The sequence below is a fragment of the Mumia sp. zg.B21 genome, assembly GCF_019550855.1.
Taxonomy (GTDB): Bacteria; Actinomycetota; Actinomycetes; order Propionibacteriales; family Nocardioidaceae; genus Mumia.
The window spans coordinates 31,247-44,966 of the sequence record NZ_JAHWCJ010000001.1 but is presented as its reverse complement, the minus strand read 5'-3'; the positions used below and the strand labels follow the sequence as shown (position 1 = coordinate 44,966).

Sequence of the window (13,720 nt, the reverse complement as noted above, 5' to 3'; positions counted from 1 at the left end):
CCACTACGCTGACGCCGTGACCTCCACCGCGCTGCTCACCGACCACTACGAGCTGACGATGCTCCAGGCGTCGCTGGCAGACGGCACGGCCGACCGGCGCTCGGTCTTCGAGCTGTTCGCACGCCGGCTCCCCGACGGCCGGCGCTACGGCGTCGTCGCAGGGACGGGCCGCGTGCTCGATGCGATCGCCGACTTCCGGTTCACCGACGGCGAGCTCGCGTTCCTGCGCGCGAACGAGATCGTGGACGGGCCGACGCTCGACTGGCTCGCCGACTACCGCTTCCGCGGCAACGTGTGGGGCTATCCCGAGGGCGAGACCTACTTCCCGAACTCGCCCATCTTGATCGTCGAAGGCACCTTCGGCGAGGCCGTCGTGCTGGAGACCCTGCTGCTGTCGATCCTCAACCACGACTCGGCGATCGCCTCCGCCGCGGCCCGGATGACGGTGGCCGCCGGTGACCGTCCGTGCATCGAGATGGGGTCACGGCGGACGCACGAGCTCGCGGCGGTCGCCTCGGCCCGGGCCGCGTACGTCGCCGGGTTCGCGACGACGTCGAACCTCGAGGCCGGCCGCCGGTACGCCATCCCGACCGCCGGCACGTCCGCCCACTCCTTCACCCTGCTGCACGACACCGAGCGTGACGCGTTCACCGCCCAGGTGGAGTCGCTCGGCACCGCGACGACGCTGCTCGTCGACACCTACGACGTCGCCGAGGCGGTGCGCGTCGCGATCGACGTCGCGGGCACGGGACTCGGCGCCGTACGCCTCGACTCCGGCGACCTCCCGCTCCTCGCGGGCCAGGTCCGACGCCAGCTCGACGAGCTCGGTGCGACCGGCACCAGGATCACGGTGACCAGCGACCTCGACGAGTACGCGATCGCCGGTCTCGCCGCCGCTCCCGTGGACGGCTACGGCGTCGGGACGTCGCTGGTGACCGGATCCGGGCACCCGACGTGCGGCTTCGTCTACAAGCTCGTCGCCCGGGCCGACGGTCTGGAGACCGACGCCGCGATGATCTCCGTCGCGAAGACGAGCGTGGACAAGGTGTCGATCGGCGGCCGCAAGTACGCGCTGCGTCGCCTCGACCGTCGCGGCACGGCCACGGCCGAGGTGATCGGCATCGGCGAGCCGCCGGAGAGCGACGACAACGACCGCCCGCTGCTCGTCCCGCTCGTCGAGAACGGCGAACGGGTCCACGACGAGACCCTGGAGACCGCCCGCGACCGGCTACGGGACTCGCTCGCTGAGCTACCGTTGCGGGCCCGGCAGCTCTCGCGGGGGGAGGCCGCGATCCCGACGGTCTTCGAGGACGTGACGAGCGGAGGAGCACGATGAGCAGGGCACTGGTGGTCGTCGACGTGCAGAAGGACTTCTGCGAGGGCGGCTCGCTCGCCGTCTCAGGAGGCGCCGCGGTGGCCGAGCGCGTGGCGCGCCTGGTCGCCGACGGCGGCTACGACCTGGTGGTGGCGACCAAGGACCACCACATCGACCCGGGCGCCCACTTCAGCGACCAGCCCGACTACGTGGACTCGTGGCCGCCGCACTGCGTCGTCGGCACCCACGGCAACGAGCTCCATGCGCCGCTGACGGCGGACATGTTCGCGGCGGTGTTCGAGAAGGGCCAGTTCGACGCGGCCTACTCCGGCTTCGAGGGCAAGGCCACCACCGGCGACGGGCTCGAGGACTGGCTGCGCGAGCGCGACGTGGACACGGTCGACATCGTCGGCATCGCCACCGACTACTGCGTGCGGGCCACGGCTCTCGATGCTGCGGCACGCGGTTTCGGCACGCGTGTCCTCATGGATCTCACCGCTCCGGTCGCGGAGGCGAACCTCGACAAGACCCGGAGCGACTTCGACGCCGCAGGGGTCACGGTGGCCTGAGCCTCACCCGTACGCCACCGACCGCACCACCTGCGCCGGCGAGCCTGCCGCGACCGAGAACGCAGGCACGTCACGCGTGACGACGGAGTTCGCGCCGATGACGCACCGCTCCCCGATCGTCACGCCGCTGGTGACGACGACGTTGGCGCCCAGCCAGCAGTTGTCGCCGATCACCGTCGGCCCCTTCGACGTGAACCCCTGCCACGGGACGGGCACGTCCGGGTCGTCGTAGCGGTGCGCCGAGTCGGTCACGAGGCAACCGTTCGCGAGCATGCAGTGGGCGCCGATCTCGACGCGGTGCGACGCGGAGACCATCACGTCGAGGTTGAGGAACGTGCCCTCACCGATCACGATCTGCGCGTCCGGTCCGCCGGTGATCCAGACCCCGGGCTCGAGGAACACCTGCGGCCCGAGGTGGAGACGCCCGTCGCGCAGCATCTCGAGCACGTCGCCGTGCACCACGCCGCGGGCGTACGCGCGCCGCCGCGCCAGCTCGACGCTGAGCCGCGCCCGGTTGAGAGGCCGGTAGGCGCGGCCGTACCAGCGCTGCTTGCGCCACCACTCGCGCGCGAGCTCGTACGTCGACGGCTCGTCAGACATGCGTCCCGAGATCCTCGATGCGATAGCCGCCCGGCAGGTAGGTGCGGATCGCGCCGCGGTCCTCGGGCCGGGACGGTGCGACCCGCGGAGGGGCGAGCCGGAGCGCGCGACCGCGCAGCCGCAGGAGTCCTCGCGACACGGCGACGACGGCGCGCGGCGGCGTCGCGTACCCGAACGCGTCGCGCACGTGCGGGTCCATCACCGACCGGGAGAAGACCTCGACCGCGGGCCGCAGCAGCCGAGGGTAGTAGGAGCAGAGCAGCGCCAGCGTGGCGTCGGCGACCTCGCGCGAACGGTCGTCGTAGGCGAAGTGGGTGCGCTCGTAGGCGTCGAGGAGCGTCTCGAACTCCGCGTACGAGGCGGGGATGTCCTTGATCCCCATCAGCTCGCCCATCCGCTGGTACGACCGCGTCGCCGCGTCCACCTCCGCGGGGCCGAGCGGCCGCCACCCGTAGTCGGCGAGCCACCGGACGGGCGTGACGACGAACGTCGCGAGGACGTAGCGCAGGTCGTCGTTGCTGATGGCGTAGGCACCGTGCATCTGGTTCATCCGACGCACCGCAGCACGTCCGGGCGACGACTCCATGCCGTCCTCGACGATCGCGTCGAGGACGAGCACCGTGTCGTCGTGGCGCTTCTGGGTGCGCTCGGTGAACTCCTGCGTCTCGTGCAGCAGCACCCCGATCGACGGCACCGCGAACGTCCGGAACAGCGCGAAGCTGAGCGCCTGCTGGATGTCCCACGGGAACTCGAATCGGGTGTCGACCGCCGAGATGATCTCGTAGTCCGTCTCCGGGTCGAGGGTCGCGATCACCCGCTGCCACGCATCGCGGCGCCAGCGCTCCCGTCCCCGGGGAGCGGCGGGCAGGACGCGTGTCATGCACCGGACGCTACCGTGCTCCGACGGTCGGCGTCTGCACTAGATTCGGAGACATGAGCGCCCCGTACCTCCGAGATCTCGTGGCCGACACGTCGTACGAGGCACCGGCGGCACACGGCCTGCGCGAGCGCGTGGAGGCGTACGCCGCGCGCCGCTCGACCGCCGAGGATCACGGTGACGTGCTCGGCCCGCTCGTCGTGCCCGACACGGAGCTTCCCCTGGTCCAGGGCACGGTGGCCGCCCTCGGCGCCGACGAGATCGATGTCGTCGTCGCTGTCACCGGAGGTGCGGGGGCCATCGAGCCGGCGGTGCGGTGGGCGACGCGGCAGGAGCGCCTCCGTCTGGTCGGCCTCACCGCGGCCGTCCGCGACCTCGACGACCTGGCCCGCGGCGCCCACCGGGTGGTGGCGATGGTCGGCCAGCTCGAGGCGGAAGGGCTGCTGGAGGACGTCGATGTGCAGGTCGGGCTCCCGCTGCACGCCCGCACCGAGGGCTCGCTGCGCTGGCAGCACGCCCTCGACACGTTGGCGTCCCAGGACCTGCGGCTCGTGCTGCGGACCGGCGGGGCCGACCCGGAGGAGGTGCCGTCGGCCGAGACCCTGGCGGGTGCCGTCGGCGACGCGCTCGACCGCGAGGTCGCGTTCTCGTGCCGAGGCGACCTGGCGCACGCGGTGGCCTGGCGCGAGCCCGACACGGGTCGCGTGCGCCACGGGTTCCTCAACGTGCTCCTCGCCACCCGCGCGAGCCTCGACGGGGGTGACGTCGGCGCGGTCGCCGAGCGCCTGGCCCTGACCGCCTCGGACCGTGTCGTCACCGAGCTCGGGGTCATCGGCGAGTCCTCGCTGGAGTCGGCTCGGCGGTGGTTCACCGGCGTCGGCTCCGAGGACGTCGACGCCTCGCTCGCCGACCTCCGCGCACTCAGCCTGCTGGGTCCGACAGACTGATCCGCCGGACCTGCCGGAGCATCCGCCGCGTCGCGAGGACGTGGAAGCGCGTCCTGATGACCATCGTCTCGTAGACAGCACCACGCACACCGGGGAAGACCGCATAGCTGCGCGCGGAGAGTCGCGTCGCCGGAGCGTCAGCCGCGGGCACCTCGGCCAGAGGTGCGTCGGCCAGCCTGAAGACCAGGCGGTAGACGGAGAACCGGTGTCTCCCGGCGAGGTCCAGCCGCTCCCCCGTGACGACGTCGTCCACGGCGAAGCCGCCGGGCGGGTCGGTGCCGAGGAGGCGAGCCATCGCCCCGTCGGCCGCCGAGAGCAGTGACCTGTGCACGAAGGCCTCGAGCGCGGTCCACACCTGCTGACGCGGCCGCGCGATCGTCAGCGCGTGCTCGTCGATCAGCGGCAGATCCTCGACGGTCATGTCCCCCACCACCTGCCTCGATCGGACGTACGACCTCACCCGCGGGAGGTCACCCGGCGGACGAAGGTGACGATCTCGGCCAGCGCACGCGGTGCCGACGGCGAGATCCCCGGCAGGCTGATGTAGCCGTGGACGGCATCGGCGTACTCCGTCAGCGTGACGTCGCCGCCGTTGCCGCGCAGCGCCTCGGCGTAGAAGACACCGTTGTCACGCAGCGGATCGTGCCCCGCCACCTGGATCAACGCCGGCACGGCCGCCCCGGACAGCGTCCCGTGCAAGGGCGCCGCCGTGGGCGCGGACGGGTCGGCGCCGTCGAGGTAGAGGCGCGAGAAGGCGCGCATCTGGCGTGAGGTGAGCACGGGGGCGTTCGCGTGCTCGCGCTCGGACGGGAAGACCTCCTCCATCTCGACCGCGGGATAGACGAGGACCTGACCGGCGAGCGCCGGTGCACCCGCCTGACCCGCCAGGTCGGCGACCACGGCGGCCAGGTTGCCGCCGGCGCTGTCGCCGGCGACGACGATGCGCGCCGGGTCGGCCGCGAGCTCGTCGGCGTGCGTCACGACCCAGTCCAGCGCGGCCCAGGTGTCGAGGACGGCGGCAGGGTAGGGATGCTCGGGAGCCAGCCGGTAGGCCACGGAGACCACGACGCACGGCGTGTCGACCGCGAGATGGCTGGCCCACCACTCGTCCTGCTCGGGATCACCGAGGACCCAGCCTCCGCCGTGGAAGAGCACCACCACCGGCGACGGCTCGGGCCCCGGTGTCGGCGGCTGGTAGATCCGCAGCCGCAGCGTCACTGGCTGAGTCTCCTGCGGGAGCTCGCCGACCGTCACCGGCTGGAGCTCGACGAGGCGGTCGGTGACCTGGGCGTCGGGGTGCGGTCTGCCCGACACGGCGCGTCCCAGCGGCGAGCCCAGCAGCTTGGCCCGTTGCGTACGGCGAGCAGGGAGCTCCTCTCGCGGCACCTCGTCGATCGGTCGGTTGAGGAAGCGCTCGACGAACGTGAACAGTCTGGTGCGGATCGGCAAGGGGGCGGCCATGGCCGCCAGACTAGATGACCTTCCCGGGGTTCAGCAGACCGTGAGGGTCGAGCGCGTGCTTCACGGCGCGTTGGACCCCGAGTCCGACGGGCCCGAGCTCACGCTCGAGCAGTGTCCGCTTCAAGACGCCGACCCCGTGCTCCCCGGTGATGGTTCCGCCGAGGTCGAGGCCCAGGTGCATCACGTCGTCGAAGGCCGCGTGCGCCCGTTCCGCCTCGTCGAGGTCGGCACCGTCGAAGATCACGCACGGGTGGAAGTTGCCGTCACCGGCGTGCCCGACGACCCCGATCACCACTTCGCGCTTCGCAGCGATCGCGGCGACCCCGTCGACGAGGTCGGCGATCCTCGACCGCGGGACGCAGACGTCGTCGACCATCGTCGTCCCCATCGACTCGAAGGCCGTCAGCACCTCGCGCCGAGCGGTGAGCAGGAGTGCGGCCTCCGCGTCGTCGGCGGCGAGCACCACGTCGTACGCTCCCGCGTCCCGCAGGTGGGCCGCCAGGGCGGCGATCTCCTCCTCTCCGGCGGCACCCGGCGCGTCGGACTGCGCGAGGACGAGCGCCCCCACCTCGGCGTCGAATCCGAGACGGTAGGCGTCGTTGACCGCCCGGAGGCTCGTGGCGTCCATCAGCTCGAGCAGGTTGGGGACCACGCTCGAGCGGGCGATCGCGCCGATGCCCTCCGCGGCCGCGTGCACGGTGCCGAAGGTGGCCGCGAGCGTCCGAGGGCGGTGGGCGGCGGGCCGCAGCCGCAGCGTCGCCTCGGTGATGATGCCGAGCGTCCCCTCCGAGCCGACGAACAGGCGCACCAGGTCGTATCCGGCGACGCCCTTGACCGTACGCCGCCCCGTCCGCAGCACCTCTCCGCTCGCGAGGACGACCTCGAGCGCGAGGACGTAGTCGGTCGTGACGCCGTACTTCACGCAGCAGAGGCCGCCGGAGTTCGTGGCGAGGTTGCCGCCGATCGTGCAGAACTCCCACGAGCTGGGGTCCGGTGGGTAGAACAGCCCATGCTCGGCCACCGTGCGCGACAGGACGGCGTTGAGCACGCCGGGCTGGGTCACGACGAGTCGCTCGTCGGTGTCGACCTCGAGGACCTGGTCCATCCGTTCGAGCGTGATCACCAACCCGCCCTCGATCGCGTTGGCGGCACCGGAGAGGCCGCTCCTGGCGCCCTGCGCCACAACCGGGACCCCGTGCGCGGAGGCGAGCCGCATCGCCGTCGCGACGTCGCCTGTCGCCCGGGCGAGCACGACCGCGCACGGGGTGCCCGCCTCGCAGAACATCGCGCGGTCGGTCCGGTAGGAGACGAGGCGGTCAGGATCGGTGACCACCACGTCCGGCCCGAGAGCGGCGACGAGCTCGGCGACGAAGACGTCGGTGTCCATGCCTCACCCTATGCTGACCGGATGCCTGCGATCGACGACCTCGATGCCCAGATCGCCCGCCTGTTCCTCGCCGAGCCCAAGATCGGGGTCCTCGAGGCCTCGCGGCGACTCGGGGTCGCCCGTGCCACGGTCCAGACGCGGCTCGACCGCCTCGCCGAGCGCGGCGTGATCGCGTCCTGGTCACCGACGGTCTCTCCGGCGGCGCTCGGCTATCCCGTCACCGCCTTCCTCACGCTCGAGGTCGTCCAGGGCGAGGGTCGGGCCCCCGTCGCCGACCACCTGGCCTCCATCCCCGAGGTCCTCGAGGCATGCACCATCACCGGTGCCGGCGACCTCTGGTGCCGCGTCGTCGCCCGCTCCAACACCGACCTCCAGCGGGTCCTCGACGCCGTCGTCTCGGAGCCGTCGATCGTGCGGGTCGCCACGGTCATCGCGCTGCAGACCGAGCTCGCGCCCCGGGTCGCCCCCCTGCTCGACGCCGCGCTGGGCCTCGACACCGCGGCGCCGCCCGCGCCATAGTGTGCGCGTGAGCACCGCAGCCGGACTCGCCGGACGACGCGTCCTCGTGACCGGCGCCGCCCGTGGGATCGGCGCGGCGCTCGCGGTCCGTCTGGCCGAGAGCGGCGCCCGTCTCGCCCTCCTCGGCCTCGAGCCCGACGGCCTCGCGGCGACGGCCGCCCGTGCGGGTGACGCGCCGTGGTTCGCCTGCGACGTCACCGACCGGTCAGGGCTCGAGAGGTCCATCGAAGCGGCTGCGTCCGCGCTCGGCGGCCTCGATGTCGTCGTCGCCAACGCCGGGGTTGCGGCGCAGCTGCCGATCGTCGGTGGCGACCCGTACGTGTGGGACCGCACGCTCGCGGTCAACCTCACCGGCGTGTACGACACGGTGCGTCTCGCCGGGCCTCACGTGAGCCACCCCGAGGGCTACGCCCTCCTGGTCTCGTCGCTCGCGGCTGCCGTGCACCTCCCGATGCTGGGTGCCTACTCCGCGTCGAAGGCCGGCGTCGAGGCGCTCGGCGACGCGCTCCGCCTCGAGCTCGCGCCGAGCGGCGCCCGCGTCGGCGTCGCCTTCTTCGGCGAGCTCGACACCGAGATGACGAGCCGAGGTTTTGGCACGGAGGCGGCCACGATACTGATGCGAGGCACCCCGATCGGGCGCGTCGCTCCGCTCGAGGACGCGATCACCGCGCTCGAGCGCGGCATCGCCCGCCGGGCCCGCGTCGTCACCTCACCGCGCTTCGTCAGGGCCGCGCTCCCTGCTCGCGCCGCCGTCCAGCGCGCCGTCGAACGCACCCTGCGTCGCTCGCGCGTACGCCACGCGCTCGAGATCGCACGCCGGGAGGGCGCGGGCCTGACGACACCGCAGCCGACCGCCGAAGCGGCGCCAGACGGTCCTCGGGATGCCGCGTGACCGAGCTCCCCCGCGTCCCCCCGGGTGACCGGCGCGACCTCGGCCTCGTCAACGCCGCGCTCGCCCGTGTCGCCTCCCGCGTGGTCGGGGTCCGCGACGTGCACCTCTTCTCCGTCCTCGGCCGGACGCGGGGCCTGTTCCGAGGCTGGCTCCACTACTCGGGGCGCCTGATGCCGTTCGGGACGCTCCCTCGCCGGCAGGCCGAGCTCGTGATCCTCCGTGTCGCCGCGCTGCGCCGGTCTGCCTACGAGCTCGACCACCACCGTCGTCTCGGTGCGCGGGCCGGTCTGAGCACGGACGAGATCGAGGCGGTCACCGATCCGGCCACGACGTGGCCCTGGTCGGCTGCCGACCAGGCGCTCCTCGACACCGCCGACGCGTTGGTCCTCACGCGTGACGTCGACGACAGCACGTGGGAGTCCTTGGCAGCGCGCTTCCCACCCCGCAGCCTGGTCGAGATCGTCATGCTCGTGTGCCAGTACGACGGGCTCGCGACGACGCTGCACACGTTGCGCGTGCCCTTGGACGAGCCCGCCGCCCCGGCTCACGCTCAGAGCAACGGGCGCGACCGCCGGAACAACCAGGCGTCGAAGACCCCGTCGAGCTGACGCCCGCTGACGTCCTCGGCGAGCCGCTCGAACTGCGCAGTGGTCCCGTGGCCGTCACGGCGCTCGCCGACCCACCGCCGCAGCAGCGCGAAGAACGCCGCGTCGCCGATCTCGCGCCGCAGCGCGTGGATCGTCATCGCGCCTCGCACGTAGACCCGGTTGTCGAACATCCGGTCCCGTCCCGGGTTGCCGACGGGCAGCCGCCAGAACGCTCGGCCGCCATGGTCGTACCAGTAGTCGAACTCGCTCCGGACCGACCCGAGTCCCTGCGACTCGTCCCACATCCACTCGAGGTAGGTCGCGAGCCCTTCGTTGAGCCAGATGTCACGCCACCGGCGCAGCGAGACCGAGTCGCCGAACCACTGGTGAGCGACCTCGTGCGCGACGACCGAGGTGTTCTGGCCGGGCTGCAGGCCCGCCCCACGGCGGAAGAAGGCGGCGTCGTAGACGGGGCGGGTCTGCGTCTCCAGCGCGAAGCCGAGGTCGGCCTTCGTGACTACGCCACCGTGGTCGCCGTACGGATAGGGGCCGAGGTGGCGCGCGAGGAACCGCGTCACCTCGGGCGTACGGCGCAGCGAGCGCACCGCCCGCCGGCGCACGCCGGCGCTGAGCGCACGGTCGTAGGCGTAGAGATAGCGGACACCACCGGCCCGACCGCGGACGACACGGAAGTCACCCCAGGCCGCGAACGCGAGGTAGGTCGCCATCGGCCGCCGCATCACCCACCGCCACTGCACGAGGTCACCGACGCGCTTGCGTCCCGCGAGCCTGCCGACGCTGATCGCCTCCCGGCCGCGCGGGACCCGGAGGCGGATGTCGTACGTCGCCTTGTCGCTCGGGTGGTCGTTGCTCGCGAACCACCACGGGGCGGCCTCGGGCTGGCCGACGACGATCGCGCCCGCCCGCGTCGTGACGAAAGGCCGGGCACCGCGGCGGCTGATGCTCGCGGGCCGGCCGGCGTACGCGACGGACACCACGAAGCGATCGCCCTTGCGGATCGCCCGGCGCGGGGTGACGACCAGCTCCCTGCCGCGCTGGCTGAACCGCGCGGGGCGCCCGCCGACCCGTACCGACGAGGCGGCGAGGACGAGATCGAGGTTGAAGCGCCGGAGCCGCTGGCTCGCCACCGCCCGCAGGCGGGTGCGTCCGACGAGACGCTTCTCGGCAGGCTGGTACGCGGCGGTGACCTGGTAGTGCCGTACGTCGTAGCCGCCGTTGCCGTGGCCCGGAAAGTATGCGTCGCCGGCTCCCGGCCGACCGACGCCCGGTGCGGCCGCCATGCCCGCACGCACCGCGGTGTTGGTGCCGGCCTCGCCCGCCTCAGCCGCGGTGGCCGCACCTGGTGCACCGGGCAGCAGCCCGGCGAGCAGGGTGGCAGAGGCGATCGCGACGGCGAGACGCATGCTGTGACACTACGACGTCAAGAGGTCGGTCGACCGGCCCATTCGCGGATCTTGTCGATGCGCGCCCGCAGGTCGTCGACCGACGCGCTCGCTGCCGTAGGTCCCCCGCACTCCTCGCGCAGCCGGTTGTGCACGACACCGTGGGGCTGACCCGTGCGGTGGTGCCACGCGCCGACGAGTCCGTTGAGCTCGCGCCGCAGCAGCGCACGCATCTGGTGCGTGCTCGGCTCGTCGGGCCGCGTCGCCGGCCCAGGAGCGCCGGTCGCCCCCGCCTGGGAGTCGGCGGGCTCCCCCCGCTCGGCTGCGGCTGCGACACCCCGTTGGGTGCGCCGGGTCCGCGCGTGGCGAAGCAGCTCTCGCACCTGGTCGGGCTCGAGCAGGCCGGGGATCCCGAGGAAGTCCATCTCCTCCTCCGACCCGGTCGCGACCTCGCCTTCGTGTCCGAACTCGCCACCGTCGTAGAGCACGCGGTCGAACGACGCCTCGCTGCCGAGAGCCTTGAACTCGAACGGCTCGAGATCGGCGGTGGACTGGGTCGCCTGGGCGGCCGCGATCAGCTCGTCGTCGAGAGCCAACGGATCGTCGTCGTCACCGCCGGCGCGACCGAGCACGTGGTCGCGCTGCACCTCGAGGTCGGAGGCGAGCCCGAGGACACGGGGGACGCTCGGGACGAACACGGTCGCCGTCTCGCCCCGCTTGCGGGCACGGACGAAGCGACCGACCGCCTGGGCGAAGAACAGCGGGGTGGACGTCCTGGTCGCATAGACGCCGACCGACAGCCGTGGCACGTCGACGCCTTCGCTGACCATCCGGACCGCGACCATCCACCGCTCGTCGGACTCGGCGAACGCGCTGATCCGCGCGCTGGCCTCCTTCTCGTCCGAGAGCACGAGAGCGGGTCCGTCACCGGTCACCTCGCGGAGGATCTTGGCGTAGGCCCGTGCGGTGTTCTGGTCGCTCGCGATCACGAGCCCGCCTGCGTCGGGCACGTGGCGCCGGACCTCGGACAGCCGGGTGTCTGCCGCGCCGAGCACCGACGGGATCCATGAGCCGGCCGGGTCGAGCGCCGTACGGAGCGCCTGCGCGGTGAGGTCCTTCGTCATCGGCTCGCCCATCCGCGCCGCGACCTCGTCGCCGGCGCGCGTACGCCACCGAAGGTCACCGGAGTACGCCATGAACAGGACAGGGCGGACCACGCCGTCGGCGAGCGCCTCCGCATAGCCGTACGAGTAGTCGGCCACGCTCCGGCCGATGCCGTCGTCGCCGGGAGCGTAGGTGACGAACGGGATGGGGTTGGTGTCGGACCGGAACGGGGTGCCGGTCAGCGCCAGCCGGCGCGTCGCGGGCTCGAACGCCTCCCGGACCGCATCACCCCACGAGAGGGCGTCGCCGGCGTGGTGCACCTCGTCGAGGATCACCAACGTGCGGAAGCGCTCGGTGCGCAGCCGGTACGCGGTGGGGTTGGTCGCCACCCCGGCGTAGGTGAGGGCGAAGCCCTTGAAGTCGGAGGCCATCGCGCCACCGCGTCCGCTGAACGACGGGTCGAGCGGGATGCCCGCGCGTGCACCGGCCTCCGCCCACTGCGTCTTGAGGTGGTCGGTCGGCGCGACGACCACGATGCGTTCGACGATGCGGCGCTCGAGGAGCTGGGCGGCGACCGTCAGCGCGAAGGTCGTCTTGCCGGCTCCCGGGGTCGCGACCGCCAGGAAGTCACGCGGGTTGCGTTCGGCGTAGCGGGAGAGAGCGTCGGCCTGCCACGCGCGCAGCTTGGGAGCGGTGCCCCAGGCTGCGCGGTCGGGATAGGCCGGTGAGAGATGCGCGGCCCCGGACATCAGCGGCGATACACCCGCCAGAGCTTGCGCATGCGTTCGATCTGACCGGGCGTGAAGTGGTGCATGCACCGGTCGTAGGAGTAGTCCATGAAGTTGTGGATCGGATCCTCCCCCGGAGACGGACAGGTGTCGCGTCCCCGTGGGCACTCGAAGCTCGGGATCCGCTCGCGAGGGGTGTCGTGCACGCGGTCGTTCTTTTTGCCGCAGCCGCCCTGGAAGGTGTGGTAGAGCCCGAGCCAGTGCCCGGTCTCGTGCACGGCGGTGTCGCCCTTGTTGTAGCCGCGGAAGCGTCCGCCCGGCATCGAGTCACGGTGGATCACGACACCGTCGGTCGCGAGCTTGCTCTTGGGGCGCTGCGGGAACGTCGCGTAGCCGAGGACCTGCAGGTCGCCCCGCTCGGTCGGCGCCGCGATGTAGAGGTTGAGATCGCGCTTCTTGCCGCGGTGCAGCGCCTTGCGCATCGCCCGGGACTCACGCGAGCCGAGCCCGGCGTTGTACCACGCGCGGTTGACCGTGTAGTCGGTCTTCTTGAGCACGAACCGGAAGCGGGTGCTGCGCGCGTCGCGCCACTGCTTGCCCGCGAAGGCGCGGTTCATCACCTTGATCTGGCGCCGCACCTTGGCGCGGCTGACGGTCTTGCTCGTGGAGGACGGCTTGATGACGTGGGCGTACACACGGATCTTGATCCGCCGGGGGCCATCGCCCTGCGCGCTGCGCCGGTCGCTCGCGGCGCCCACCGCGCCGACGCGACGGGCGAGGTCGCGCTCGTACGCCTCGACCGTCGCGTGCGAGGGCTCGGGCGCCCGCACGACACCGTCGAGACCGTTGAGCGTCCGTGCGCCGAGCGTCTCGTCGGCAGTGCAGTCGGTCGCGGCAGCCGCAGGCCGTGCCGAGGCGGGCGCTGCGGATGCCGGCACGACCGCCGAGGCACCCGTCAGCGCCGCGATGCTCGCGACGAGGGCGGTGCCGATGAGCACCGCCCCCAGGGCATACGAGCGCGGCCGCCGCCGCGGCCGATCACTCATCGTCACCGGAGCCGCCTGCCTTCAGGGACTCCCAGATCTCCTTGCACTCCGGGCACACGGGGAAGCGCTGCGGGTCACGGCTCGGCACCCACACCTTGCCGCACAGGGCGACGACGGGCGTGCCCTCGATCATCGCCTCGGTGAGCTTGCCCTTGGGCACGTAGTGCGAGTAGCGCTCGTGATCGCCGTCGTCGAGGCGCGGCTGCGTGCGCACGTCCGACGACGTCTGGGATCCGGGACTGAAGGTGGTCGACACCCCTTCAGTCTATGCCAGAAAGAACCGTC

The 13,720-nt window shown here is 72.4% G+C and carries 15 protein-coding genes; 6 read left to right on the top strand and 9 right to left on the bottom strand.

Features of this window, described 5'->3' with window-relative positions; translation table 11 throughout:
- The first annotated feature begins 16 nt into the window (after positions 1–16).
- Together KV100_RS00230 and KV100_RS00225 are read left to right on the top strand one after the other, a co-directional pair.
- Entirely contained in the window at positions 17–1,336 is a 1,320-nt protein-coding gene (locus KV100_RS00230; protein WP_220340914.1) for a nicotinate phosphoribosyltransferase, read from the top strand.
- Positions 1,333–1,884: an isochorismatase family protein gene (locus KV100_RS00225; RefSeq protein WP_220340913.1), complete on the top strand. Its 552-nt coding sequence runs from the start codon at positions 1,333–1,335 to the stop codon at positions 1,882–1,884. Before KV100_RS00230 ends, KV100_RS00225 begins: the two co-directional genes overlap by 4 nt.
- A gap of 3 nt (positions 1,885–1,887) precedes the next feature.
- Here KV100_RS00225 and KV100_RS00220 read toward each other — a convergent pair whose 3' ends face one another.
- Together KV100_RS00220 and KV100_RS00215 are read right to left on the bottom strand one after the other, a co-directional pair.
- A complete protein-coding gene (locus tag KV100_RS00220) occupies positions 1,888–2,484 on the bottom strand; it encodes a DapH/DapD/GlmU-related protein (protein WP_220340912.1) in 597 nt (198 codons plus the stop codon).
- Positions 2,477–3,364, bottom strand: coding sequence for an oxygenase MpaB family protein (locus KV100_RS00215; protein WP_220340911.1), 888 nt, complete (start codon positions 3,362–3,364; stop codon positions 2,477–2,479). Before KV100_RS00215 ends, KV100_RS00220 begins: the two co-directional genes overlap by 8 nt.
- Before the next feature lie 53 nt (positions 3,365–3,417).
- On the opposite strand from KV100_RS00215, the gene KV100_RS00210 reads away from it, so the two are divergent.
- Positions 3,418–4,308, top strand: a complete 891-nt coding sequence (locus tag KV100_RS00210; protein ID WP_220340910.1) for a hypothetical protein — start codon at positions 3,418–3,420, stop codon at positions 4,306–4,308.
- On the opposite strand, the gene KV100_RS00205 is transcribed toward KV100_RS00210, so the two are convergent.
- The 3 genes from KV100_RS00205 to KV100_RS00195 are packed head-to-tail and all read right to left on the bottom strand — an operon-like array spanning position 4,283 to position 7,156.
- A complete protein-coding gene (locus KV100_RS00205) occupies positions 4,283–4,729 on the bottom strand; it encodes a hypothetical protein (protein ID WP_220340909.1) in 447 nt (148 codons plus the stop codon). The genes KV100_RS00210 and KV100_RS00205 overlap by 26 nt on opposite strands.
- 35 nt (positions 4,730–4,764) lie before the next feature.
- Positions 4,765–5,769 carry an alpha/beta hydrolase gene (locus KV100_RS00200; protein WP_220340908.1) on the bottom strand — a complete coding sequence of 335 codons (1,005 nt, stop codon included), beginning with the start codon at positions 5,767–5,769 and terminating at the stop codon, positions 4,765–4,767.
- Positions 5,770–5,779: 10 nt separating this feature from the next.
- Complete coding sequence (locus tag KV100_RS00195; RefSeq protein WP_220340907.1) at positions 5,780–7,156, bottom strand: FAD-binding oxidoreductase; 1,377 nt, start codon at positions 7,154–7,156, stop codon at positions 5,780–5,782.
- Between the two features lie 21 nt (positions 7,157–7,177).
- On the opposite strand from KV100_RS00195, the gene KV100_RS00190 reads away from it, so the two are divergent.
- Genes KV100_RS00190 through KV100_RS00180 form a run of 3 tightly spaced genes read left to right on the top strand, consistent with a single transcriptional unit; the run spans position 7,178 to position 9,175 of the window.
- Positions 7,178–7,675 (top strand): Lrp/AsnC family transcriptional regulator, encoded by a 498-nt coding sequence (locus KV100_RS00190; RefSeq protein WP_220340906.1) that lies wholly within the window; start codon positions 7,178–7,180, stop codon positions 7,673–7,675.
- A 7-nt stretch (positions 7,676–7,682) separates the two neighbouring features.
- Positions 7,683–8,567 carry an SDR family NAD(P)-dependent oxidoreductase gene (locus KV100_RS00185; protein ID WP_220340905.1) on the top strand — a complete coding sequence of 295 codons (885 nt, stop codon included), beginning with the start codon at positions 7,683–7,685 and terminating at the stop codon, positions 8,565–8,567.
- Positions 8,564–9,175 carry a carboxymuconolactone decarboxylase family protein gene (locus KV100_RS00180; protein WP_220340904.1) on the top strand — a complete coding sequence of 204 codons (612 nt, stop codon included), beginning with the start codon at positions 8,564–8,566 and terminating at the stop codon, positions 9,173–9,175. Before KV100_RS00185 ends, KV100_RS00180 begins: the two co-directional genes overlap by 4 nt.
- On the opposite strand, the gene KV100_RS00175 is transcribed toward KV100_RS00180, so the two are convergent.
- The 4 genes from KV100_RS00175 to KV100_RS00160 are packed head-to-tail and all read right to left on the bottom strand — an operon-like array spanning position 9,118 to position 13,691.
- Entirely contained in the window at positions 9,118–10,578 is a 1,461-nt protein-coding gene (locus KV100_RS00175) for a M1 family metallopeptidase (RefSeq protein ID WP_220340903.1), read from the bottom strand. The two genes, KV100_RS00180 and KV100_RS00175, sit on opposite strands and share 58 nt — an antisense overlap.
- 17 nt (positions 10,579–10,595) lie before the next feature.
- Positions 10,596–12,410, bottom strand: a complete 1,815-nt coding sequence (locus tag KV100_RS00170) for a DEAD/DEAH box helicase (RefSeq protein WP_220340902.1) — start codon at positions 12,408–12,410, stop codon at positions 10,596–10,598.
- The gene (locus KV100_RS00165) at positions 12,410–13,435 is read right to left on the bottom strand and encodes a zinc metalloprotease (protein WP_255565929.1); all 1,026 of its coding nucleotides are present in this window, start codon (positions 13,433–13,435) and stop codon (positions 12,410–12,412) included. The genes KV100_RS00170 and KV100_RS00165 overlap by 1 nt, the downstream gene beginning before the upstream one ends.
- Entirely contained in the window at positions 13,428–13,691 is a 264-nt protein-coding gene (locus KV100_RS00160) for a DUF3039 domain-containing protein (RefSeq protein ID WP_220340900.1), read from the bottom strand. Before KV100_RS00160 ends, KV100_RS00165 begins: the two co-directional genes overlap by 8 nt.
- Positions 13,692–13,720: the final 29 nt, after the last annotated feature.